Genomic DNA, 20,368 nt, shown 5'->3' on the forward strand with positions numbered 1-20,368 from the left:
AGAGTCCGCCGTGCGGATTCTCCATCACCTCCCCCTCTCGCCCTATTCGCGCAAGGTGCGCCTCGCCCTTGCGGAGAAGCGGATTCCCTTCGAACTGAAGACCGAACGCGTGTGGGAGCGGCGCGAGGAATTCCTCGCGATGAACCCCGCCTGCACCGTGCCGGTGCTGGTGGAGGAGAATGGCTTCGTCATCGCCGACAGCTACGCCATCTGCGAATACCTGGACGAGGCCTATCCCGACACGCCCCTGATCGGCCGGACGCTGGGCGAGCGCGCCGAGGTGCGGCGCCTGGTGGCCTGGTTCGACACGCGCTTCGCCGGCGAGGTGACGCGCAACCTGATCTGGGAGCGGCATCTCAAGCGGGCGCTGGGCAAGGGCAACCCGGATGCGGCGGCGATCCGCGCGGGCTATGCGAACCTCAAGCCGCATCTGGACGTGATCGGCTGGCTGGCGGAGGAGCGGCCTTGGCTGGCCGGGCCGAACCTGTCGCTGGCGGATTTCGCGGCGGCCGCGCATCTGTCGGCGCTGGATTACGCCAATGACGTGGACTGGGAATACAATGCGGCGGCGCGGGACTGGTACAGCCGGGTGAAGTCGCGGCCGGCGTTCCGGGGGCTGCTGGCGGATCGGGTGAGCGGGTTGGAGCCGCCGGCGCATTATGCTGACTTGGACTTCTAGGATTCCCCGCGAAATCACTGCGCGCTTTCGCGGGGGCCCCGGAGGGCGCCGGTCCTGGTGACGGGCTCAGCCTGCCGAGGCTGAGCTTCGGCAGGGCATCAAAACGGGTCGGCCCTGCTTTCGCTGTCAGGCCTGCCAGGGGCTAAGCGGCAATCTCCACCCACACCGGCGCATGGTCACTCGGGCTTTCCTCCGCCCGCGCCTCCGTATCCACGCCACACGCCACCAGCCTTTCGGCCAGCTCCGCGCTCAGCAGCGCGTGGTCGATCCGCAGCCCGCGGTTCTGCTCGAAGGCCGAGCCGTAATCCCAATAGGTGAAGGGCGCATGGTCCGGGTGCAGCGCCAGCACCGCATCCGTCAGGCCCAGATGCGTCAGCGCCCGCCAGCGCGCGCGGCTCTCGGGGTGGACCAGGGCGTCGGTGGGGGGCAGGGCGCCCGGCGCCAGGTCGGCTTGGGTCGGGCAGACATTGTAGTCGCCCAGGATGGCCAGCGGGCGGAAGGCGTCGAGCTGCGCCGCCGCCCAGACCCGGAGACGGTCCATCCAGCGCCACTTATAGGCCATGCCCTCGGCGCCGCCCGAATTGCCATTGGGCAGGTAGATGCCCGCCGCCACCATGCCGGCCACCTCCACCGCCAGGAAGCGCGCATGGCCATCCTCATCCTCGCCGGGCAGCGACTCGGCCAGGAGTGTGAAGGGCAGGCGCGACAGCACCGCCACCCCGTTGCGCCCGCCATGCTGGCCGACGGCATGCAGGCTGTAGCCGCTGCCCTCGAATTCCAGCCCGGGGAATTCCTCGGTCTTGCACTTGGTTTCCTGGAGGAAGACCACGTCGGGCCCATGCCGGTCCAGGAAGCGGCGCAGATGCGGCACGCGCCGGCGGATGGAGTTCACATTGAAGGTGGCGAGGCGCATGGGCGCGATGTTCCCCGCCCCGGCGCCGGGCGCAAGCCCCTCAGGCGACGGCGAAGCTCGTCCCGCAGCCGCAGCCGCTGACGGCCTGCGGGTTCCGCACCACGAAATGCGCGCCGATCAGCGCCTCGTGCCAGTCCAGCTCGGCCCCGCGCACGAAGTCGAGCGAGACCTCGTCCACGAAGAGCGTCACGCCCTCCACCTCGACCATCACATCGTCATCCTGGCGGATGTCTTCCAGCGCGAAGCCATATTGCAGGCCCGAGCAGCCGCCGGCCGAGACGGTCAGCCGCAGCCCCGCGCCCGGCCGCCCCTCGCGTTCCGCGATGGCGCGGATTTCCTCGGCGGCGCGGGGGGTCATGGTGAAGCTGCCGTCGGGCATGGTGATCTCCTTGATCCTCAATCTAGGCATGCCGACAAAGGATTTCCACCACCGCCCCCCGGCTGATAGGCAGGCGCGATGCTGGATGCCCCCACCTCCACCCCCAAGGCCCCCTATGCCGTGCGGACCACCCGCGGCCGCCTGCACGCCGAGCCGGAGGACCAGAGCCGCACCCCCTGGCAGCGCGACCGCGACCGCATCATCCATTCCCGCGCCTTCCGCCGGCTGCAATACAAGACGCAGGTCTTCGTCTTCCATGAGGGCGACCATTTCCGCACCCGGCTGACCCATTCCATCGAGGTCGCGCAGATCGCCCGCAGCCTGGCCCGCCGCCTGCGCCTGGACGAGGACCTGGCCGAGGCGCTGGCCCTGGCGCATGACCTCGGCCACCCCCCTTCGGCCATGCGGGGGAGGAGGCGCTGGACGGCCTCATGCGCAGCCATGGCGGCTTCGACCACAATGCGCAGAGCCTGAAGCACGTGACGCAGCTCGAACGCCGCTATGCCGGCTTCGACGGGCTGAACCTCTCCTGGGAGACGCTGGAGGGGCTGGCCAAGCACAATGGCCCGGTGCGGCGGCCGGCGCCCTACCTGGCGCGCTACAACGCCGTGCAGGACCTGGAACTCGGCACCCATGCGAGCGCGGAGGCGCAGGTGGCCGCTCTGGCGGACGACATCGCCTACAACAACCATGACCTGGAGGATGGCCTGCGCGCGGGCCTCTTCACCGTGGAGGAGGTGGCCGCCATGGCCCTGCCGCGCCAGGCCCTGGCCGAGGCCCGCGCCGCCCACCCCGATCTGCCCGCCGACCGCGCGGCGCCCGAGATGGTCCGCCGCGTCATCGCCGCCATGATCCGCGACGTGGCGGAGGAGACGGAGCGGCGGCTGGCCACCCTCTCACCCGCCAATGTGGAGGCCATCCGCGCCGCGCCGCAGCCCGTGGTGGCCTTCGGCGCGGCGATGCGCGGGGCCAATGCCGAGATGCGCGAATTCCTGTTCGAGCGGATGTATCGCCATTTCCGGGTGAACCGGGCCTCACAGAAGTCCAAGCGGGTGGTGCAGATCCTGTTCCAGCTTCTGCACGGCGGGCCGCAGATGCTGCCCGATGAATGGCGCGCCCGCGCGGGCGAGGCCGGCAGCCCCCAGGCGGCCGAGACGGTGGGCGACTACATCGCCGGCATGACCGACCGTTTCGCGCTGGAGGAATACCGGCGGCTGACGGACCCGCATGTGGGGGGGTAGGCCGCGTCCGATCGCCCCGGCGCAGCCGGGGCGTGAATCGGCCGCGTGGCGAAGCGTCCGATCGCCCCGGCGCAGCCGGGGCGTGAATCGGCCGCGTGGCGAAGCGTCCGATCGTCCCCGGCGCAGCCGGGGGCGTGAATCGGCCGCGCGGCGAAGCGTCCGATCGCCCCCGGCGCAGCCGGGGGCGTGCATCGGCCGCCCCAACTATTCTAACGCCCCGCCTCCACATCATCCCCATAGCGGTTCGTGAACCGGTCGCCCTGCTGGCACAGCCAGAACAGCAGCGGGAGGATGCCGATCACGGTCGGGATCAGCAGCAGCCACCAGCCGGAGCGGTTCACATCATGCAGCCGCCGCACCGCGAGGCCGAGCGAGGGCAGGATCAGCAGCAGCGAGGTCACGTTGCTGACCGGCTGCGGCGCGCCCCAGTAATAGCCGTAATTGTTGCCGTCGATCGTGCCGGTGACCATGCCGAGCAGCACCGTCGCCAGCACGAAATACCAATGCGCGGCGCGCGACGACCGCCCGCTGAAATTCACATAGTTCTTCAGCGCCAGCGCGATGGCCTGGCCGAAGCCCACCACCCGATGCGGCGGCACCTGGCCACCCGAGAGGTTGTTCAGCACCGAAAGCCGTTCCTGGTATTCGGCGGCGGAGATTTCGCCGCGCGCGAAGCGCTCTTCCAGCAATTGCCGTGCGTTGCTCATGAAATCCCGTCCGGGTGATGGTCCGGGCCGGAGTTTAGGCCATGCGCGACGCAGGGGCACCCCTTGCCGAAACGCCCCCCCGCGCCGCACAACCCGCCCATGAGCCTGCCCCCCGCCCCCGCCGACATCTTCGCCCATCTGCGCTCCCGCATCGTGGAGGCGCTCAGCGCCCTGCTGCCCGAGCTGCCGGAGGAGGCCTTCGCCCGCGTCACCGTCGAACCCCCGCGCGAGGCCGCGCATGGCGACATGGCGACCAATGCGGCGCTGGTGGTGGGCAAGGCGGCGAAGCAGGCGCCGCCCAAGCTGGCGGCCGCCCTGGCCGAGAAGCTCACGGCGCTGCCCGAGGTCACGGAGGCCAGCCCCGCGGGCCCCGGCTTCGTGAACATCCGCCTGGATGAGGGTTTCATCCGCGCCCAGCTCGGCGTGATCCTGGCGGCGGGCGAAACCTATGGCCAGGGCGCGCCGCGTCCGGGCCGGATCAATGTGGAATATGTCTCGGCCAACCCCACGGGCCCCATGCATGTGGGCCATTGCCGTGGGGCCGTGGTGGGCGATGCGCTGGCGGCGCTGCTGGCCAAGGCGGGCCATGAGGTCACGCGGGAGTATTACATCAACGACGCCGGCGCGCAGGTGCAGGCCTTGGCCTATGCCGCCTATTGGCGCTACCTCCAGGCGCTCGGCACCACGCTGACCGAGGATGAGTATGCCCAGCTCATCCCCGGCGGGCTGCAATATCGCGGCGAATACCTGGTGCCGGTGGGCGAGGCGCTGGCGCGGCACCATGGCGACGCGCTCGCCGAAATCGGCACCGCCCATGGCCCGGGCCTGGCCGGCCCCGACCGCTGGTTCGCCACGGTGCGCGAAACCACCGTCGCCATGATGATGGACATGATCCGCGACGACCTTGCGGCGCTCGGCGTCCAGCACGACATCTTCATCAGCGAGGCCGCGATGGTGGCCGAGGGCAAGCTCGACGCCGCCGAGGCGCTGTTGAACGCCCAGGGCCTGATCTATCGCGGCGTGCTGGAACCCCCCAAGGGCAAGACCCCGGACGACTGGGAACCGCGCGAACAGACCCTCTTCCGCGCCACCCAGTTCGGCGACGAGGTGGACCGGGCGCTCCGCAAATCCGACGGCTCGGGCACCTATTTCGCCAATGACATCGCGAACCACCTGGGCAAGATCGAGCGCGGCTTCGACGCGCTGGTCCATGTCTGGGGCGCGGACCATGGCGGCTATGTGAAGCGGATGCAGGCGGCGGTGGCCGCGCTGTCCGACCGGCGCGTGAGCCTGGACGTGGTGCTGGCCCAGATCGTCCATGTGGTGAAGGACGGTCAGCCGGTGCGCATGTCCAAGCGCGCCGGCACCTATGTCACCCTGCGCGACCTGATCGACGAGGTGGGCCGCGACGCCGTGCGCTTCACCATGCTGACGCGCAAGGCGGACGCGCAGATGGAGTTCGACCTGGACCTCGTGGTGCAGCAATCGCGCGACAACCCGGTCTTCTATGTCCAGTACGCCCATGCGCGCTGCCGCTCGGTGCTGCGGGCGGCGGGGGAACCCGCTGATCTGGCCGCTGCGCCGCTCGACGCGCTGACCGACCCGGCGGAACTGGCGCTCATCCGCCGCATGGCCGGCTGGCCGCGCGTGGTGGAGGCCGCCGCCGCCGCGCGCGAACCGCACCGGGTTGCGTTTTTTCTGAATGACCTCGCGGGTGATTTTCATCTATTGTGGAACAAGGGCAGGGAAGATTCTTCCCTGCGATTCATCCAGGAAGGCGACCCCGAGGGGACACGGGCGCGCCTGGCCCTGGTGGCCGCGACGGCCGCGGTGATCAGGTCCGGGCTCGGCGTGATGGGGGTCGCGCCGGTCGAGGAGATGCGATGAGTGACACGACATTGCCCTCCTGGCGGGTTCGCCCGCCGGAGAGGGCGCGGGCGGGATGGGGGATCCCGCCCTTGGTCTGGCTGCTGGGGGGCGGCCTGATCGGGGTCGGCGCGCTGGGCGTGCTGCTCCTGTGGGGGAGCAACGCGCTCTCGCCCAACGGGGTGCCGCTGATCGAGGCCGATGACCGGCCCTTCCGCGTGCGCCCGGAGAATTTCGTGGCGGCACCGGCCCCACGGCCTTCCGAGACCATCTTCGAACGCCCCGGCGCCAGGCCGGAGCGGGTGGGCGAGGCACGTCTCGCCCCCGGCCCCGAACGTCCGCTGCCCGATGGCTGGCGCCAGGCGGCCGTGCCGCCGCCCACGCCGCTGCCGCCGGCCGCCGCGCCCGGCGGGTCGGGCCTGCAGCCGGCCATCACGGCACAGCCCGCGGCCCCGCCCATCGCGGCGCCCGCGCCCACACCCGCCGCCGCGCCGCGCCCGGTGGCCGGAGGGGTGCAGGTCCAGCTCGGCGCCCTGCCGAGCGAGGAGGGCGCCATGGCCGAATGGAACCGCCTGCGCGGCCGCGTGCCGGAACTCGCCCCCTTCAGCCCCAACGTGGTCCGCTTCGACCGCGACGGGCGGCCCACCTTCTGGCGCCTGCGCGTGGGCGGGGTGCCCGACCGTGACGCGGCCCAGGCCCTGTGCGAACGGGTGCGTGCCAGCGGCGGCAATTGCGCGGTGCTGGGCAGTTGAGGGCAGGGGGCCGCAAGCCCGCCATCATCGGGCTGGCGGGCCCCAGCCTGACGGGGGAGGAGGTGGCGCTGCTGCGGGCGGAACTCCCGCTCGGCGTCATCCTGTTCCGCCGCAATGTCGTGGACCCCGCGCAGCTGCGGGCGCTCACCGCCGCCATCCGTGACATCCTGGGGGCCGGAACGCCCATCCTGGTGGACCAGGAGGGCGGGCGCGTGGCCCGGCTGCGCGCGCCGCATTGGCCGGAATTCCCGCCGCCCGCCACCTTCGAACACGGCCCCGCCGAGGCCGCCCGCGCCAATGCCGAGGCCCTGGCGCGCATGTGCCTGGCCGAAGGGCTGGACGTGGTCTGCGCGCCCTGCCTCGATCTGCGCCTGCCCGGCGCCCATGACGTGATCGGGGACCGCGCCTTTTCCGCCGCGCCGGAGGAGGTCGCGCGCCTCGGCGCCGCCTGGATCGCGGGGCTGCGCGCCGGCGGCGTCATGCCCGTGCTGAAGCACATCCCCGGCCATGGCCGCGCCACGCTGGACAGCCACCTGGCCCTGCCGGTGGTGGAGGCGGACCGCGCGACGCTGGCCGCCGACTTCGCCCCTTTCCGCGCCCTGGCGGCCCCCGATCTCTGGGCGATGACCGCGCATATCCTCTACCCGGCACTCGATTCCGAGCGCTGCGCCACCCTCTCCCCCCGCGTGATCGCCGAGGTGATCCGCGGCGAGATCGGCTTCACGGGATTCCTGATTTCCGATGATCTCGCCATGAAGGCGCTGGACGGCACGCCCGGCGCGCTCGCCGCACAGGCGCTGGCGGCGGGGTGCGACGCGGTGCTGCATTGCTCGGGCGTGCTGGCGGAAAGTGCCGCCGTGCTGGACGCCTGCCCGGTGACGGCCGCCGCATGATGCCCGACTGGTTCCCCGATGTGACGGCGGTGGTGCTGGCCACCATCATCGCCATCACCTTCCACGAGGTCGCGCATGGCTGGGCCGCCCGCGCCCTGGGCGACCCCACGGCGGCGCTGCTGGGCCGGCTGTCCTTCAACCCCATCCGCCATGTGGACCCGGTGGGCACGGTGCTGGTGCCGGGCATCCTGCTGGTGTCGCAGCTCATGGCCACGGGCGGCGTGCAGATGATGTTCGGCTGGGCCAAGCCCGTGCCGGTGGATGTCCGCAACTTCGCCAATCCGCGCGTGGGGATGATGTGGGTGGCCATCGCCGGGCCGGCCATGAACTTCGCGCTCGCCGTGCTGGCGGGGCTGTTGATCCATGTGGCGGTGGCGGGGGACGCGTTTCTCTCGGCCGAATCGCTCGCCTGGGTCTATCGCTTCGTCAGCTTCGCGATCCTGGTGAACCTCGTGCTCGGCCTGTTCAACCTCATTCCCGTGCCGCCACTTGATGGCGGGCGCATCGCGGTGGGGCTGCTGCCCTACCGCGCCGCCATGGCCTATGCGCGGCTGGAGCATGCGGGGCTGTTCCTGGTGCTGGGCGTGCTCTTCCTGCTGCCCATGGCCATCCCCGCCTTCCGGCCGATGGACTGGTTCCTCTTCGAGATCGTCCGCCCCGTCTTCAACTTCGTGGTGTGGCTGACGGGGAATGGCCGGCTGTGAGCGACAGCGCCGCCCCTGACGCGCTGCTGCTGGACATCGAGGGCTTCCAAGGCCCGCTCGACGTGCTGCTGGAGCTGGCGCGGGCGCAGAAGGTGGACATCCGCTCCATCTCCATCCTTTCGCTGGTGGACCAGTATCTCGCCGTGATCGAAGGCGCGCGGGTGCGGATCGAGCTGGCGGCGGACTGGCTGGTCATGGCCGCCTGGCTCGCCTGGCTGAAATCCCGCCTGCTGCTGCCCGAGGAGGAGCGGGGCCCCGATGAGGAAGACCCCCTGCTCGCCGCCGCCCGCCTCACCGAGCGCCTGGCCGAGCTGGACCGCATGCGCGCCGCCGCCGAATGGCTGGGCCGCCGCGCCCAGCTCGGGCGCGAGACCTTCGCCCGCGGCGCCCCGGAATCGCTGCGCGTCGAGGACCGCACCGGGCTGGTGACGGACCTGACCACCCTGTTGCGCGCCTATGCCGCCGCCCGCCGCCGCGCCGTCGCCTCGCGCCCCTTCACGCCGCGCCCGCGCAAGCTGTGGTCCGTGGCCGAGGCGCTGGGCCGGCTGCGCGCCCTGCTGGGCGAGGCCGGCACGGGCTGGTCCACGCTCGGCCAGTTCCTGCCGCCCGACATGCTTTCGCCGCTCGATCGTCGCGCCGCCATGGCCAGCACGCTGGTGGCGGCGCTGGAGGCGGCGCGGGGCGGCGCGGTGGAGCTGCGACAGGACACCGTCTTTGGACCCATCCATCTGCGAAAAGGCGAGGGGGAGCTGCCGCATGTCGCCTGAACACGACACCCACCCGGATTTCACCCGCGCCCTGCGGGTCGCGGAGGCGCTGGTCTTCGCCTCGGACAAGCCCGTGCCGCTCCCGCGCATCCAGTCCGCCCTGCCCGAGGGGGTGGAGGCCGCCACCGTGATGACGGCACTCGCCGCCCGCACGGCGGGGGCGGCGGTGGAGCTGGTGGAGGTGGCCGGCGGCTTCGCCTTCCGCACCGCGCTCGATCTGGCGCCGGCCATCACCCGCGTGGTGGAGGTGCCGCGCCGCCTGCCGCGCGCGGCCATGGAGGCGCTGTCCATCATCGCCTACCACCAGCCCGTGACCCGCGCCGAGATCGAGGAAATCCGCGGCGCCACCCTCTCCCAGACCACGCTGGACGCGCTGCTGGAGGCGGACCTCGTGACACCCCGCGGGCGGCGGGAGAGCCCCGGCCGCCCCACGCTCTGGGGCACCACGAAGCATTTCCTGGACCAGTTCGGCCTGAAATCCCTGAACGACCTGCCCCGGCGGGAGGAACTCGTCTCGGGCGACCTGGCGGTGGGCCCGCGCGACGGCGCACCGCCTTTGGTGCCCGATGGGGGCGTGCAGCGGGCGGCGTGACGCGGCCCGGCATGGACAGGCGCGGCCCGCCCCGCCACAAGGCCCGCATGCCCGCCCATCCCGCCCCCGCATGAGCCTCCGGCTGGACGACATCCACCACGCCTATGGCCCCAAGCAGGTCCTGCGCGGGGTGAGCCTGGAGGTGGCGGCGGGCGAGATCGTCTGCCTGCTGGGCCCCTCGGGCGATGGCAAGACCACGCTGCTGCGGCTGGTGGCGGGGTTGGAACCACTCCAGCAGGGGCGCATTTCGCTGGGTGGCCGCGTGCTGGCCGCGCCGGGCGAGGATGTGCCGCCCGAGGCGCGCCATGTGGGCTTCGTCTTCCAGGACTACGCGCTGTTCCCCCATTTGACCGTCGCCGACAACGTGGCCTTCGGCCTGCGCCGCATCCCGCGCGGGGATCGCGGCTGGCGCGTGGCCGAGGCCCTGGCGCGCGTGGGGCTCGAGGCCTATGCCCAATCCTGGCCGCACCAGCTCTCGGGCGGGCAGCAGCAGCGCGTGGCGCTGGCCCGCGCCCTGGCCCCGCGCCCCGAGGCCCTGCTGCTGGACGAGGCCTTCGCGAGCCTGGACGCAAGGTTGCGCGAACAGGTGCGCGACGACACCCTGCATGTGCTGCAGCAGGCCGGCATTCCCGCCCTGATCGTGACCCATGACGCGGAGGAGGCCATGTTCATGGCCGACCGCATCGCCCTGATGCGCGAGGGACGGGTGGTGCAGCTCGGCACGCCCGAACAGCTCTACCTCCACCCCGCCACCCCCTTCGTCGCCACCTTCCTGGGCGAGGTGAACCGCCTGCCCGCCCGCATCCGCCAGGGGGCCGCCGAGACGGTCATCGGCGCCGCCCCCGCCCGCGGCCTGCCCGAGGGCGCGCCCGCCGAATTGCTGCTGCGCCCGGAGGGGCTGCGCGTGATGGAGGCCGGCAGCACGGGCAGCGCGCTGGCCGAGGTGCAGGCCTGCCGGCTGCTCGGCGCCACCACCCTGGTCCATATGGCGGTGGCGGACGGGGAGGGGGCGTGCTGCACCTCCATGCCCGGCTGCCCCCCGGGGCGCGCCTCTCGCGCGGGGACCGGGTGGGGGTGGCGCTGGACCCCGAGCGCGCCTTCGCCTTTCCTTCCGAAACCTCATGATCCGAATCCGGGGGGCGGGGTGCAAGCGGGCGCTGGCGCGACTAAGTAGTAAGCCTGCCGCATTGGCGCGGCGCGGCCCGGCTGGTATCGATGGCCCCCTTGAGGGCTAAGCAGAGGACTTGATGTTCAACCTCGCCTGGACAGAGATCCTGCTGATCATCATCGTCGCGGTGGTGGTCATCGGGCCCACGCAGCTTCCGGGCGCCATCCGCGGCATGGCGGACGGCATCAAGAAGGCGAAGCGGCAATTGGCGGCCTTCCAGCAGCAGGCCGATGAGCTGGTGCGCGAAGCCAAGCTCGAGGGCGTGCGCGACCAGATCGCGGATGTGAAGGGCGCCATCAACGAAATCCGCAGCTTCGACCTGAAGGGCCATATCCAGAAGGCGGTGGACGAGGACGGGACGCTGACGCGGACCTTCAACGAGGACCCGCTCTCGGGCTCCACCACCACGGCCAGCACGCCCGCCTGGACGCCGCCGCCCACGGCCCGCGACACGCCCGACGCGCCGGCCATGATCCCGCCGCAGACGATGGCGCCCTACAAGCCGCCGCCGGAGCCGCCCAAGCCCGAGGTGCCGGCCTTCCTGCCGCCCTCCACCCCCGCGCCGCTGAACATGGCGCCGCCCCCGCCGCCGCCCGCGCCCGTTGTGGCGACACCGCCCGCGCACGTTGTGGCGACGGAGCCCGCGCCCGTGGTGGCGCCGGTGGCCGAGGCGCCCGCCGAAATCCCGCCCGCCGAAGCGCCGCGCATCGAAAACGCCGCCACCGAAGCCCCCGCGCCGGCCCCCGTGCCGGCCAAGACCGCCTGAGGCCCCGCCGTGTCGGACATCACCAAGGACGATCCCATCAACGACAAGCCCATGTCGCTGATGGAACACCTGATGGAGCTGCGCGCGCGCCTGCTCTGGTCGGTGGGCACTTTCATCGTGATGTTCATCCTGTGCTACTACTACAGCGCACAGATCTACGGCTTCCTGGCCCGCCCGCTGGCCGACATCCTGATGGCCCAGGGCGCCGGCGCCGGCGACCGGCGGATGATCTTCACCGCCCTTTATGAAGCCTTCTTCACCTACCTGAAGGTGGCCTTCTTCGGCGCGGTCTTCTTCAGCTTCCCGATGTGGGCCACGCAGCTCTGGCTGTTCATCGCGCCCGGCCTCTACCGCTCCGAGAAGCGGACGATTATGCCCTTCCTGCTGGCCTCGCCCGTGCTGTTCGTGGCCGGTGCGGCGCTCGTTTACTACTTCATCTTCCCGCTGGCCTGGCACTTCTTCATCAGCTTCGAGACGCCGGCCGGGGCCGGCACCGTCGCCATCCAGCTGGAGGCGAAGGTCAGCGAATACCTCTCGCTGGTCATGCACATGATCCTGGCCTTCGGGCTCGCCTTTCAGCTGCCCATCCTGCTGGTGCTGCTGTGCAAGGTGGGCATCTTGAGCGTGGATTCGCTCCGCAAGGGGCGACGCTATGCCATCGTGGGCATGTTCGTGGTGGCGGCCGTGATCACGCCCCCGGACATCATCAGCCAGGTCGGCCTCGCCCTGCCGCTGATCCTGCTCTACGAGGTCTCGATCCTGCTGGCGGCCTGGATGGCGCCCAAGCCCGCGAAGCTCGATCCCGACTGATTTTCCGGAACGCCTGACCCATGCATGACATCAAGACGGTCCGGACGGACCCGGCGGGCTTCGACGCGGCCTTGGCGCGGCGCGGCCTGCCGCCGCAATCGGCCGCGCTGCTGGCGTTGGACGAGGCGCGGCGCGCGGCGATTGCCCTGGGTGAGGGCGCCCAGGCCAGGCGCAATGCCCTCTCGCGCGAGATCGGCGCGGCCATGAAGCGCGGTGACACGGCAGAGGCCGAGCGCCTCAAGGCCGAGGTCGCGGCCGCCCTGGCCGAGGCCGCCGCTGCCGATCCCGCCGCGCGTGAGGCCGCGCTTTCCGAGGCACTGGCGGTGCTGCCCAACACGCTCGACCCCGAGGTGCCGGACGGCGCCGACGAGAGCGCCAACGTCGTCCTGCACCAGCATGGCGAACCCGCCCAAATCCCGGACGCCAAACAGCATTTCGAGCTGGGCGAGGCGCTGGGCCTCATGGACTTCGCCACCGCCGCCCGCCTTTCGGGCAGCCGCTTCGTGGTGCTGAAGGGGGCGCTGGCGCGGCTCGAGCGCGCGCTGGGCCAGTGGATGCTGGGCGTGCACACGGACCGGCACGGCTACACCGAGGTGAATCCGCCGCTGCTCGTGCAGGCGCCCGCGCTCTACGGCACGGGGCAATTGCCCAAATTCGAGGAAGACCTGTTCCGCGCCGGCGACCACTACCTGATCCCGACGGCGGAAGTGCCGCTGACCAACCTCGTCGCCGACCAGATCATCCCCGAGCCCGAACAACCGCTGCGCTACACGGCGCTGACCCCCTGCTTCCGCAGCGAGGCCGGCAGCGCCGGCCGCGACACGCGCGGCATGCTGCGCCAGCACCAGTTTCCCAAGGTGGAGATGGTCTCTATCACCCGCCCCGAGGACAGCGCCGAAGAGCATGAGCGCATGACGCGCTGCGCCGAGGCCATCCTGACCGAACTCGGCCTGACCTGGCGCCGCATCATCCTCTGCGCCGGGGATACGGGCTTCGGCGCCGCCCGCACCTATGACCTGGAGGTCTGGCTGCCCGGGCAGCGCGCCTGGCGCGAGATTTCCTCCTGCTCCAACTGCCGGGATTTCCAGGCCCGGCGCATGAAGGCGCGCTTCAAGCGCGGCAAGGAAAACCTGTTCCTGCACACGCTGAACGGCAGCGGCGTGGCCGTGGGCCGCGCGCTGATCGCGGTGATGGAGACGCACCAGCAGCCCGATGGCTCCATCCGCGTGCCGGAGGTGCTGCGGCCCTGGATGGGCGTGGATGTGATCGGCAGCGTCTGATCGGCTTCGGTGGCATCACCGAAGGCGTGAATCAGCCGCGCAAAATTCCTAGACCGGCAGCCGCATTCGCGCCCTCAGCCCGCCCATCGGGCTCTCCTCCAGCGCGATCTCGCCGCCATGGGCGCGCACCACGTCGCGCGCGATGGCCAGCCCGAGCCCCGTGCCCGTGGCCGAACCGCTGGTGAAGGGCTTGAAGGCCTCGGCGCGCTGCGCGGCCGGGATGCCCGGGCCGTCATCATCCACCAGCACCTCCGCCCAGCCGCGCTCGGCGCTGGCGGGCGGGCGCACCGTCACCGCGATGCGGCGCGCGTGGCGCCGCGCATTGTCCAGCAGGTTGCCCAGGGCGCGGGCCATGGCGTCGCTGCGCAGCCTCAGCGGCAGGCTTTCGGGCATCTCCAGCTCCACCGTGGCGCCGCTGCGGCGGGCCTTGGCGGCGGCCTCGCTCACGATGGCGACGAGGTCGGCCGAGCGCGCCGCCTCCGTCCCCTCGCCGCGGGCGAAGGCGAGATAGGCCTCCACCATCCGCTCCATTTCCTCGACATCCTGCGTCAGGGCCGCGATGTCGGCCTCCGTCTCCGGCGTGCGGGGCAGCATGGTGAGTTCGAGGCGCATCCGCGTGAGTGGCGTGCGCAGGTCGTGGCTGATGCCCGCCAGCATCTCGGTGCGCTGGTTCACGAAGCGCAGGATGCGTTCGCGCATGGCGTTGAAGGCGACCGCGGCCTGGCGCACCTCGCGCGCCCCCTCGGGCTTGATGGGGCCGTTGTCGCGGCCGAGGCCGAAGGTCTCCGAGGCCTCGGCCAGCCGGCGGATCGCGCGCACCTGGTTCTTCATGAACAGCACCGCCACCACCGCCAGCAGCACGGCCGAGCCCACCAGCCAGATGACGAAGACATAGAGGGTGGTGGTGATCAGCCGCCGGCGCGAGGCCTCGAAGGTCAGCACCCCGTCATCGAGCTGCGCGCGGATGATGATGACATTGGGGTCGCTGTGCCAGTCCACGTCGAAGGGCAGCGCCAGGCGTTCGCTCAGCGCGCTTCGCAGGTCGCTCTCCAGAGGCAGCAGGCGCATCCAGGCGGGGCGGTGGGGGATGGGGCCGAGGGCGGCGTCCGGCTCGAAGCTGAGGGCGAGGCCCAGCCGCCACTGCGCCTCGCGCATCACGAAGGGCCGCGTCTCGGGCGAGGCGGCCTCGACCATCACCGAGACGAAGCCCACATCGCCCGCGAGGCCCGAGGTGAGGCGGCGCGAGATCACGTCCAGGTGCCCGCCGTAGAAGAGCTGCAGGGCCACCCCCTGCAGCACCACCAGCGGCAGCAGCAGGATCAGCAGCACGCGCGCGAGCAGGCCCCGTGGCAGCACCGCCGAAAGCCGCCTGGCCAGCGACTTGTCCGGCCGCAGCAGCGTGGCGAGCCAGGTGGCGCGCGCGGGCCGGCTCACGCTCACGGCCCGGGCCGGAGGACGTAGCCGCGGTGGCGGATGGTGTGCAGGAAGCGCGGCTCGCGCGGGTCGGCCTCGATCTTGCGGCGCAGGCGCGTCACCTGCACGTCCACGCTGCGCTCGCCGGCATCGGGCGTGCCCAGCGCGGCGGCGATGTCCTCGCGCGAGAGCACCTCGCCCGCGCGGCGGGCGAGCGCCGTCAGCAGCGCCGTCTCGCCGCCCGTCAGGCGCTGGACGCCCTCGGGCGTGCGGAGCTCCGCGCGCTCCGCGTCGAACCAGCGATCGCCGAGCTGCACGAGGCCCAAGGGGGCGGCGGCCGGGGCCGCGGGCTGGGCGCGGCGCAGGATGGTGCGGATGCGCAGCGCCAGTTCGCGCGGGTCGAAGGGCTTGGCGAGGTAGTCGTCGGCGCCGTGCTCGAAGCCCGCCACGCGGTCATCGGGGTCGCCCCGGGCGGTCAGCATCAGCACCGGCGTGTCGCTGCCCTCGCGGCGCAGGGCCTCGACGAATTCGAGGCCCGTCTCGCCCGGCATCATCACGTCCACGACCAGCAGGTCGAACTCCATGCTGGCGAGCGCGGCGCGCGCGGCGGCGGCATCGGCGGCACCGGCCACGCGGTGGCCCTGCTCGGCCAGGAAGCGCTGCAGCAGGGCGCGCAGCCTGGCGTCATCGTCCACGACCAGGATGTCGGCGGCGGGCTCGGCCATGGCGTCAGGCGCTCCGGCGGGCGGCCAAGGGGGGCGTATTGGGGGCGGGGGCGAAGGCCGGCGTGGTGCGGCCGGGGGCGGCGGCGCGTTCCAGCTCCTCGAACTGGGTGCGGGCCTCGGGGCCCATCAGCCCGCGCATGACGCGGCGGAAGCCCTCCACCGCCTCGGGCCCGGCTTCGCGGTAGGCGCGCAGCACCCATTCGCGCTGGGCGTCGAAGAGGCGGCGTTCCAGCGCCTCGCCCTGGGGTGTGAGGCGCAGCAGGCGCTGACGCTTGTCCTTCAGCCCCGGCGCCTGGTGGACATAGCCCTGGTCAATGAGCGGTTGCAGCACGCGCCCCAGGGATTGCTTGGTGATGGAGAGGATGGCCAGCAGCTCGCCCACCTTCATCCCCGGCGCGCGCCCCACGAAATGCAGCACGCGATGATGCGCGCGCCCCATGTCGAGCTGCGCCAGGATGCGGTCCGCCCCCGCGGTGAAGTCGCGATAGCCGAAATAGAGCAGGTCCTGGGCGAGGCGGAGTTCCTCCTCGCGCAGAAACAGCAGGCTGCGCGCCGGCGCGCTGTCCGGGCGCATCATCTCCTGGTGCAGGCTGGGCGGGCGGTCCGGCATGGCTGCCATGTTCCTCTTTTCGGTCAGGTTCATTGACACATTTTTTCCGGACATTCTAGAAGCAAGGGGCATCACGCAATGATGCTGCGCCGCAAGGTGTCCGGGCATTCCTTTCCGAACATCCTCCACGGCGCAAGCGCAATGTGCAGACAAGCGGTGGAGAGACGCCCGTGGCCCTGGTTCCCTATGACGACCGTGACGGCTTCATCTGGTGGAATGGCGAGTTCCGCCCCTGGCGGGACGCCAAGCTGCACGTCCTGACGCACGGGCTGCACTATGCCTCCGCCGTCTTCGAGGGCGAGCGCGCCTATAATGGCCAGATCTTCAAGCTGCGCGAGCACAGCGAACGCCTGATCAATTCCGGCCGCATCCTGGGCTTCGAGATTCCCTGGAGCGTGGAGCAGATCGACGCCGCCTGCCAGGAGACCGTGGCGAAGAACGGCCTCACCAACGCCTATGTCCGCCCCATCGCCTGGCGCGGCGCGGAGGAGATGGGCGTGGCCGCGCAGAACACGAAGGTCCACATGGCCATCGCCGTCTGGGAATGGGGCGCCTATTTCGGCGTGGAGCAGCGGATGAAGGGCGTGAACCTGGCCTGGGCCAAGTGGCGCCGCCCCCACCCCGAAACCGCGCCCACCGCCTCCAAGGCCACCGGCCTCTACATGATCGGCACCATGAGCAAGCACGCCGCCATGGATGAGGGCGCGGATGACGCCATGATGCTCGACTGGAAGGGCGACGTGGCCGAGGCGACCGGCGCCAACGCCTTCTTCGTCTTCGACGGCGAGATCCACACGCCCACCCCCACCTGCTTCCTGGACGGCATCACGCGGCGCACCGTCATGGGCCTCGCGCACAAGCGGCAGATGAAGGTGGTGGAGCGGGTGATCAAGCCCGAGGAACTGCCCCGCGCCACCGAGGCCTTCCTGGCCGGCACGGCGGCCGAGGTCACGCCCATCCGCCGCATCGGCGCGCAGGACTTCACGCCGGGCCGCATCACCGAGACGCTGATGAAGGATTATGAAGCGACGGTGAACAACCGGGCGTAACTTTGCATCGCGCGTAATTCGCCATTCCGGCGATTCCGCGTGCCGGGATCACGCGCAAAGCCTTGACGGCCGCGCCCTGCGCTGGAATGCAGGGGGCAGCCGGAGGTGAAGCGGAACATGCATGAGCCAAACGCCGTGCAACCGGAGTCAATTGGTTCATCGCGGGTGATGCGGGCGTGATCGCCCGCGCCTTGCGGCGCTGGCGCCTGCGCCCGGCCCTTCGGGCCCTGCGCGAGGCTGACGCGGCGCGTGACGCCGGGCGCTGGACACAGGCCGCGCAACGCTACCGCCGCTATCTCCAGGACAGGCCGCAGGATGCCCCCGTCTGGGTCCAGCTCGGCCATGCCGAGAAGGAGGGCGGCGAGCATGCCCGCGCCGAGGCCGCCTATCGGGAGGCCATGCGGCTGCGCCCCGAGGACCATGACGCGCCGCTGCATCTCGGCCATGTGCTGAAGCTGCAAGGGCGCCTCGTGGAGGCGACGGAGGCCTATGACCTCTCGGCCCGTCTCGCCCCCGTCAACCACGCCGCCCAGGAACTGCGCGCGCTGCGCCCCGAGCCGGAGTCCGATGCGCCGCGCGGCCTGTTCCGCCCCGCCCCCATGGCGCGGGTGGTGGAGCGCGAGGCGCTCGCCGCCGCCCAGCGCGCCGCCGAGGCCGCGCCCGAGGACCGCGAGGCCCGCCGCGCCCTGGCCGAGGCGGCGCTGGCCGCGCATGAGCACCTGCTGGCGCGCGAGGCGGCGCTGGCCTGCTGGGCGGCCCAGCCCGACCGGCGCCATTGGCAGCTCGCGCGCCGCACCACCGGCGCGCCGCCACCCCCCTCCGGACAGGCGGCGTCCGGCGGCACCCTCTACGACGTGACGGACCTGTTGAGCCTCGTGCGCGAGACCGGCCGCGCCACCGGCATCCAGCGTGTGCAGCTCGGCCTCGCCGAGGGCATCCTGGCCGACCCCGAGGCGGCCGCCGAGGCGCGCTTCGTGGTGCTGGCCGAGCGCATGGGCCCGCTCTGGACGCTGGAGGTGGCCGATCTGCGCGCCATCCTCACCTATTGCCTGGCCGAGCGGCACGACCCCAACCGCGCCCGTGCCCTGGTGGAGGCCGCCTATGACCGCGCCCGCCCCACCGACCTCACGGCCGCGCGGCATTTCGTCATCCTGGGCGCCTTCTGGTTCTGGACCGGGGCGCCGGCGGCACTCGCGCGGCTGCGCGCGGCGGGGCTGCGCATCGGCGTGCTGGTCTATGACCTGATCCCCGCGACCCACCCCGAATACACCAGCGAGGGCACGGTGCTGGCCTTCCGCCAGGGCCTGGCCGAGGGCGCCCAGCTCTGGGATTTCGCGCTCACCATCAGCGAATACACGGCGCGCGAGCTGCGGCGCGCCTTGCAGGAGCTGGGCGCGCCCGCCATTCCCATCCGCCCCGTGCCGCTCGCCCACCGCATGAACGCGGCCCTGCCCGAGGGGGGCGAGGCCTGGCCCTCCGCGCTGGCGGGGCTGCGCGGGCAGGACTACATCCTGAGCGTCTCCACCATCGAGGCGCGGAAGAACCACCTGGCGCTGTTCCAGGCCTGGCGGCTGCTGCTGGCCGAGGGCTTCGAGCCGCCGCCGCTGGTCATCGTGGGCCGTCCGGGCTGGCGGGTGGATGACCTGATGGCGCAGCTCGAGGCCACGCGTTACCTCGACGGGCGCATCCGCATCGTCCATGGCATCTCGGACCCGGAGCTGGACGCGCTGTATCGCGGCTGCCTGTTTTCCATCTTCCCCTCCTTCACCGAGGGCTGGGGGCTGCCGGTGGGGGAATCGCTGGCGCTGGGCAAGCTCTGCCTCGCGGCCCCCGAGGGCGCCACGCCCGAGGCCGGCGCGGGCTTCGCCGAACCCATAGACGCCTACAGCCCCCGCGCCATCGCGGAACGTGTGCGCCATTTCGTGACCGACCGCGCGGCACTCGCCGCCGCCGAGGCGCGCATCCGCGAAGGCTTCCGCGCCCGCAGCTGGGCCGAGGTCTCGGCCGATTTCCTGGCGGGCATGGCCGAACTCACCGCCGCCCCGCCCCCGCAGCGCGAGACGCCCATGCCGCCCCGCCTCGCCCCCGGCGAGCGCTGGGTGCTGAGCCAAGGCGCCCCCGCCTGCATGCTGCTGGGCGCGGGTTTCGAGCCGCCGGAGGATGGCGGCGCGCCCCTGCTGGGCGCCCATGGCAGCCTGGAGGTGACGCTGGAGGCGCCGGCCACCCTGCTGCTGCGCCTGGCCGCGCGCCCCTGGGCGGAGATGAACCGCCTGGGCGCCTTCGCGGAGGGCGCCGCGCCGCGTTGGTTCGGCCTGATGCCGGGGCAGGAGGCGGCGGCGGTGCTGGACCTGCCCGCCGGTACGCACCAGATCGGCCTCCTGCTGGAAGGCCCGCTGGAGCCACCCCCCGGCCACCCCGACCCGCGCCCCATCCGCGTGGCGCTGCGCGAGGTGGCGGCGGTGGCGCCGGGGGCCGCGCGCCTGCCGCCGCGCCGCGGCATCCAGCTCGGCCCGCTCGCCGAGAACCCCGCCTGGGCCGCCATGCTGGCCGAGGGCTGGGACCTGTCGCCCGACATGGTGGGCGTGCAGCCCCTCTCCGTCGCCCCCGTCATCGCCTTCGCCGCCGAGGGGGTGGAGGCGGGCGAGGGGCTGCGCGTGCTGCTGCACCTGGCGGTCCAGCCCGGCGCGAGCGGGGTGCTGCGCCATGCGGAGGGCGACCTGCCGCTGCCCCAGGCGGGCGGGCCTCTCATCCTGCCGCAGCGGGTGGAGGCGGGCGAGGGCGGCCTCGTGCGGCTGCGCCTGTCCATGGCCGAGGGCGGCATGCCGCCGCTGCGCCTTGTCGGCCTGCAATGGGCGGCGGAGACCGACACGGAAGGCCGCCTCGCCTTGCTGGAGGGGCTGCTGATGGCCGGCGGCGAGGGGCTTGGCCTGTCGGGCGCCGAGCGCATCGCGCAGATCGAGGCGCGGCTGCAACGCGACGCTGGCGTGGCACCCCTGCCGGGCGGCGAGGCGGGGCGGGCCGCGCTGCGGCTGGCCGGCGCGCGCCGCAGCTGAC

19 protein-coding genes and 1 pseudogene are annotated in these 20,368 nt (G+C 72.1%); 14 read left to right on the forward strand and 6 right to left on the reverse strand.

The window, feature by feature from the left end; all coding sequences use genetic code 11:
- The first annotated feature begins 10 nt into the window (after positions 1-10).
- Positions 11-679: a glutathione S-transferase family protein gene (locus tag ICW72_RS00095; protein ID WP_191084364.1), complete on the forward strand. Its 669-nt coding sequence runs from the start codon at positions 11-13 to the stop codon at positions 677-679.
- A gap of 142 nt (positions 680-821) precedes the next feature.
- On the opposite strand, the gene ICW72_RS00100 is transcribed toward ICW72_RS00095, so the two are convergent.
- Both ICW72_RS00100 and ICW72_RS00105 read right to left on the reverse strand, forming a co-directional pair.
- Positions 822-1,592, reverse strand: coding sequence for an exodeoxyribonuclease III (locus ICW72_RS00100; protein WP_191084365.1), 771 nt, complete (start codon positions 1,590-1,592; stop codon positions 822-824).
- A 40-nt stretch (positions 1,593-1,632) separates the two neighbouring features.
- Positions 1,633-1,971: a HesB/IscA family protein gene (locus tag ICW72_RS00105; RefSeq protein WP_191084366.1), complete on the reverse strand. Its 339-nt coding sequence runs from the start codon at positions 1,969-1,971 to the stop codon at positions 1,633-1,635.
- Positions 1,972-2,049: 78 nt separating this feature from the next.
- On the opposite strand from ICW72_RS00105, the pseudogene ICW72_RS00110 reads away from it, so the two are divergent.
- Positions 2,050-3,212, forward strand: a pseudogene (locus ICW72_RS00110) (deoxyguanosinetriphosphate triphosphohydrolase).
- 209 nt (positions 3,213-3,421) lie between these two features.
- Here ICW72_RS00110 and ICW72_RS00115 read toward each other — a convergent pair.
- Positions 3,422-3,919 (reverse strand): DUF805 domain-containing protein, encoded by a 498-nt coding sequence (locus ICW72_RS00115; protein ID WP_191084367.1) that lies wholly within the window; start codon positions 3,917-3,919, stop codon positions 3,422-3,424.
- A 99-nt stretch (positions 3,920-4,018) separates the two neighbouring features.
- Between ICW72_RS00115 and argS the strand changes: the two genes are divergently transcribed.
- From argS to serS, 10 genes are all read left to right on the forward strand, one after another.
- Entirely contained in the window at positions 4,019-5,806 is a 1,788-nt protein-coding gene (gene argS / locus ICW72_RS00120; RefSeq protein WP_191084368.1) for an arginine--tRNA ligase, read from the forward strand.
- Between the two features lie 71 nt (positions 5,807-5,877).
- Positions 5,878-6,537: an SPOR domain-containing protein gene (locus ICW72_RS00125; protein WP_223880721.1), complete on the forward strand. Its 660-nt coding sequence runs from the start codon at positions 5,878-5,880 to the stop codon at positions 6,535-6,537.
- Complete coding sequence (gene nagZ, locus ICW72_RS00130) at positions 6,534-7,430, forward strand: beta-N-acetylhexosaminidase (protein ID WP_191084370.1); 897 nt, start codon at positions 6,534-6,536, stop codon at positions 7,428-7,430. Before ICW72_RS00125 ends, nagZ begins: the two co-directional genes overlap by 4 nt.
- Positions 7,427-8,134, forward strand: coding sequence for a site-2 protease family protein (locus ICW72_RS00135; protein ID WP_223880722.1), 708 nt, complete (start codon positions 7,427-7,429; stop codon positions 8,132-8,134). The genes nagZ and ICW72_RS00135 overlap by 4 nt, the downstream gene beginning before the upstream one ends.
- Positions 8,131-8,901, forward strand: a complete 771-nt coding sequence (locus ICW72_RS00140; RefSeq protein ID WP_191084371.1) for a segregation and condensation protein A — start codon at positions 8,131-8,133, stop codon at positions 8,899-8,901. The genes ICW72_RS00135 and ICW72_RS00140 overlap by 4 nt, the downstream gene beginning before the upstream one ends.
- Positions 8,891-9,493 (forward strand): SMC-Scp complex subunit ScpB, encoded by a 603-nt coding sequence (gene scpB / locus ICW72_RS00145; RefSeq protein WP_191084372.1) that lies wholly within the window; start codon positions 8,891-8,893, stop codon positions 9,491-9,493. The genes ICW72_RS00140 and scpB overlap by 11 nt, the downstream gene beginning before the upstream one ends.
- Before the next feature lie 70 nt (positions 9,494-9,563).
- Entirely contained in the window at positions 9,564-10,667 is a 1,104-nt protein-coding gene (locus tag ICW72_RS00150; protein WP_223880723.1) for an ABC transporter ATP-binding protein, read from the forward strand.
- Positions 10,668-10,740: 73 nt separating this feature from the next.
- Positions 10,741-11,427 (forward strand): twin-arginine translocase TatA/TatE family subunit, encoded by a 687-nt coding sequence (locus ICW72_RS00155; RefSeq protein WP_191084373.1) that lies wholly within the window; start codon positions 10,741-10,743, stop codon positions 11,425-11,427.
- A 51-nt stretch (positions 11,428-11,478) separates the two neighbouring features.
- Entirely contained in the window at positions 11,479-12,237 is a 759-nt protein-coding gene (gene tatC, locus ICW72_RS00160) for a twin-arginine translocase subunit TatC (protein WP_191086057.1), read from the forward strand.
- Between the two features lie 20 nt (positions 12,238-12,257).
- Positions 12,258-13,517 carry a serine--tRNA ligase gene (serS, locus tag ICW72_RS00165; protein WP_191084374.1) on the forward strand — a complete coding sequence of 420 codons (1,260 nt, stop codon included), beginning with the start codon at positions 12,258-12,260 and terminating at the stop codon, positions 13,515-13,517.
- A 48-nt stretch (positions 13,518-13,565) separates the two neighbouring features.
- Here the strand turns inward: serS and ICW72_RS00170 are convergent, their stop codons facing one another.
- Genes ICW72_RS00170 through ICW72_RS00180 form a run of 3 tightly spaced genes read right to left on the reverse strand, consistent with a single transcriptional unit; the run spans position 13,566 to position 16,265 of the window.
- Positions 13,566-14,957: an ATP-binding protein gene (locus tag ICW72_RS00170; RefSeq protein ID WP_191084375.1), complete on the reverse strand. Its 1,392-nt coding sequence runs from the start codon at positions 14,955-14,957 to the stop codon at positions 13,566-13,568.
- The gene (locus ICW72_RS00175) at positions 14,954-15,655 is read right to left on the reverse strand and encodes a response regulator (RefSeq protein ID WP_191084376.1); all 702 of its coding nucleotides are present in this window, start codon (positions 15,653-15,655) and stop codon (positions 14,954-14,956) included. The genes ICW72_RS00170 and ICW72_RS00175 overlap by 4 nt, the downstream gene beginning before the upstream one ends.
- Before the next feature lie 4 nt (positions 15,656-15,659).
- On the reverse strand, positions 15,660-16,265 hold the full coding sequence (locus ICW72_RS00180) for a MarR family winged helix-turn-helix transcriptional regulator (RefSeq protein ID WP_456300172.1): 606 nt from the start codon (positions 16,263-16,265) through the stop codon (positions 15,660-15,662).
- 170 nt (positions 16,266-16,435) lie between these two features.
- On the opposite strand from ICW72_RS00180, the gene ICW72_RS00185 reads away from it, so the two are divergent.
- Positions 16,436-17,314 (forward strand): branched-chain amino acid aminotransferase, encoded by an 879-nt coding sequence (locus ICW72_RS00185; protein ID WP_191084378.1) that lies wholly within the window; start codon positions 16,436-16,438, stop codon positions 17,312-17,314.
- 191 nt (positions 17,315-17,505) lie between these two features.
- A complete protein-coding gene (locus tag ICW72_RS00190; protein ID WP_191084379.1) occupies positions 17,506-20,367 on the forward strand; it encodes a glycosyltransferase family 4 protein in 2,862 nt (953 codons plus the stop codon).
- Position 20,368: the final 1 nt, after the last annotated feature.

Source organism: Roseococcus microcysteis (assembly GCF_014764365.1).
Taxonomy (GTDB): domain Bacteria; phylum Pseudomonadota; class Alphaproteobacteria; order Acetobacterales; family Acetobacteraceae; genus Roseococcus; species Roseococcus microcysteis.

Coding starts and splice junctions, on each gene's coding strand:
- ICW72_RS00100 (WP_191084365.1), bottom strand. CDS start 1,592: ATGCGCCTCGCCACCTTCAATGTGAACTCCATCCGCCGGCGCGTGCCG.
- ICW72_RS00105 (WP_191084366.1), bottom strand. CDS start 1,971: ATGCCCGACGGCAGCTTCACCATGACCCCCCGCGCCGCCGAGGAAATC.
- ICW72_RS00115 (WP_191084367.1), bottom strand. CDS start 3,919: ATGAGCAACGCACGGCAATTGCTGGAAGAGCGCTTCGCGCGCGGCGAA.
- argS (WP_191084368.1), top strand. CDS start 4,019: ATGAGCCTGCCCCCCGCCCCCGCCGACATCTTCGCCCATCTGCGCTCC.
- ICW72_RS00135 (WP_223880722.1), top strand. CDS start 7,427: ATGATGCCCGACTGGTTCCCCGATGTGACGGCGGTGGTGCTGGCCACC.
- scpB (WP_191084372.1), top strand. CDS start 8,891: ATGTCGCCTGAACACGACACCCACCCGGATTTCACCCGCGCCCTGCGG.
- ICW72_RS00150 (WP_223880723.1), top strand. CDS start 9,564: ATGAGCCTCCGGCTGGACGACATCCACCACGCCTATGGCCCCAAGCAG.
- ICW72_RS00155 (WP_191084373.1), top strand. CDS start 10,741: ATGTTCAACCTCGCCTGGACAGAGATCCTGCTGATCATCATCGTCGCG.
- tatC (WP_191086057.1), top strand. CDS start 11,479: ATGTCGCTGATGGAACACCTGATGGAGCTGCGCGCGCGCCTGCTCTGG.
- serS (WP_191084374.1), top strand. CDS start 12,258: ATGCATGACATCAAGACGGTCCGGACGGACCCGGCGGGCTTCGACGCG.
- ICW72_RS00175 (WP_191084376.1), bottom strand. CDS start 15,655: ATGGCCGAGCCCGCCGCCGACATCCTGGTCGTGGACGATGACGCCAGG.
- ICW72_RS00180 (WP_456300172.1), bottom strand. CDS start 16,265: ATGCCGGACCGCCCGCCCAGCCTGCACCAGGAGATGATGCGCCCGGAC.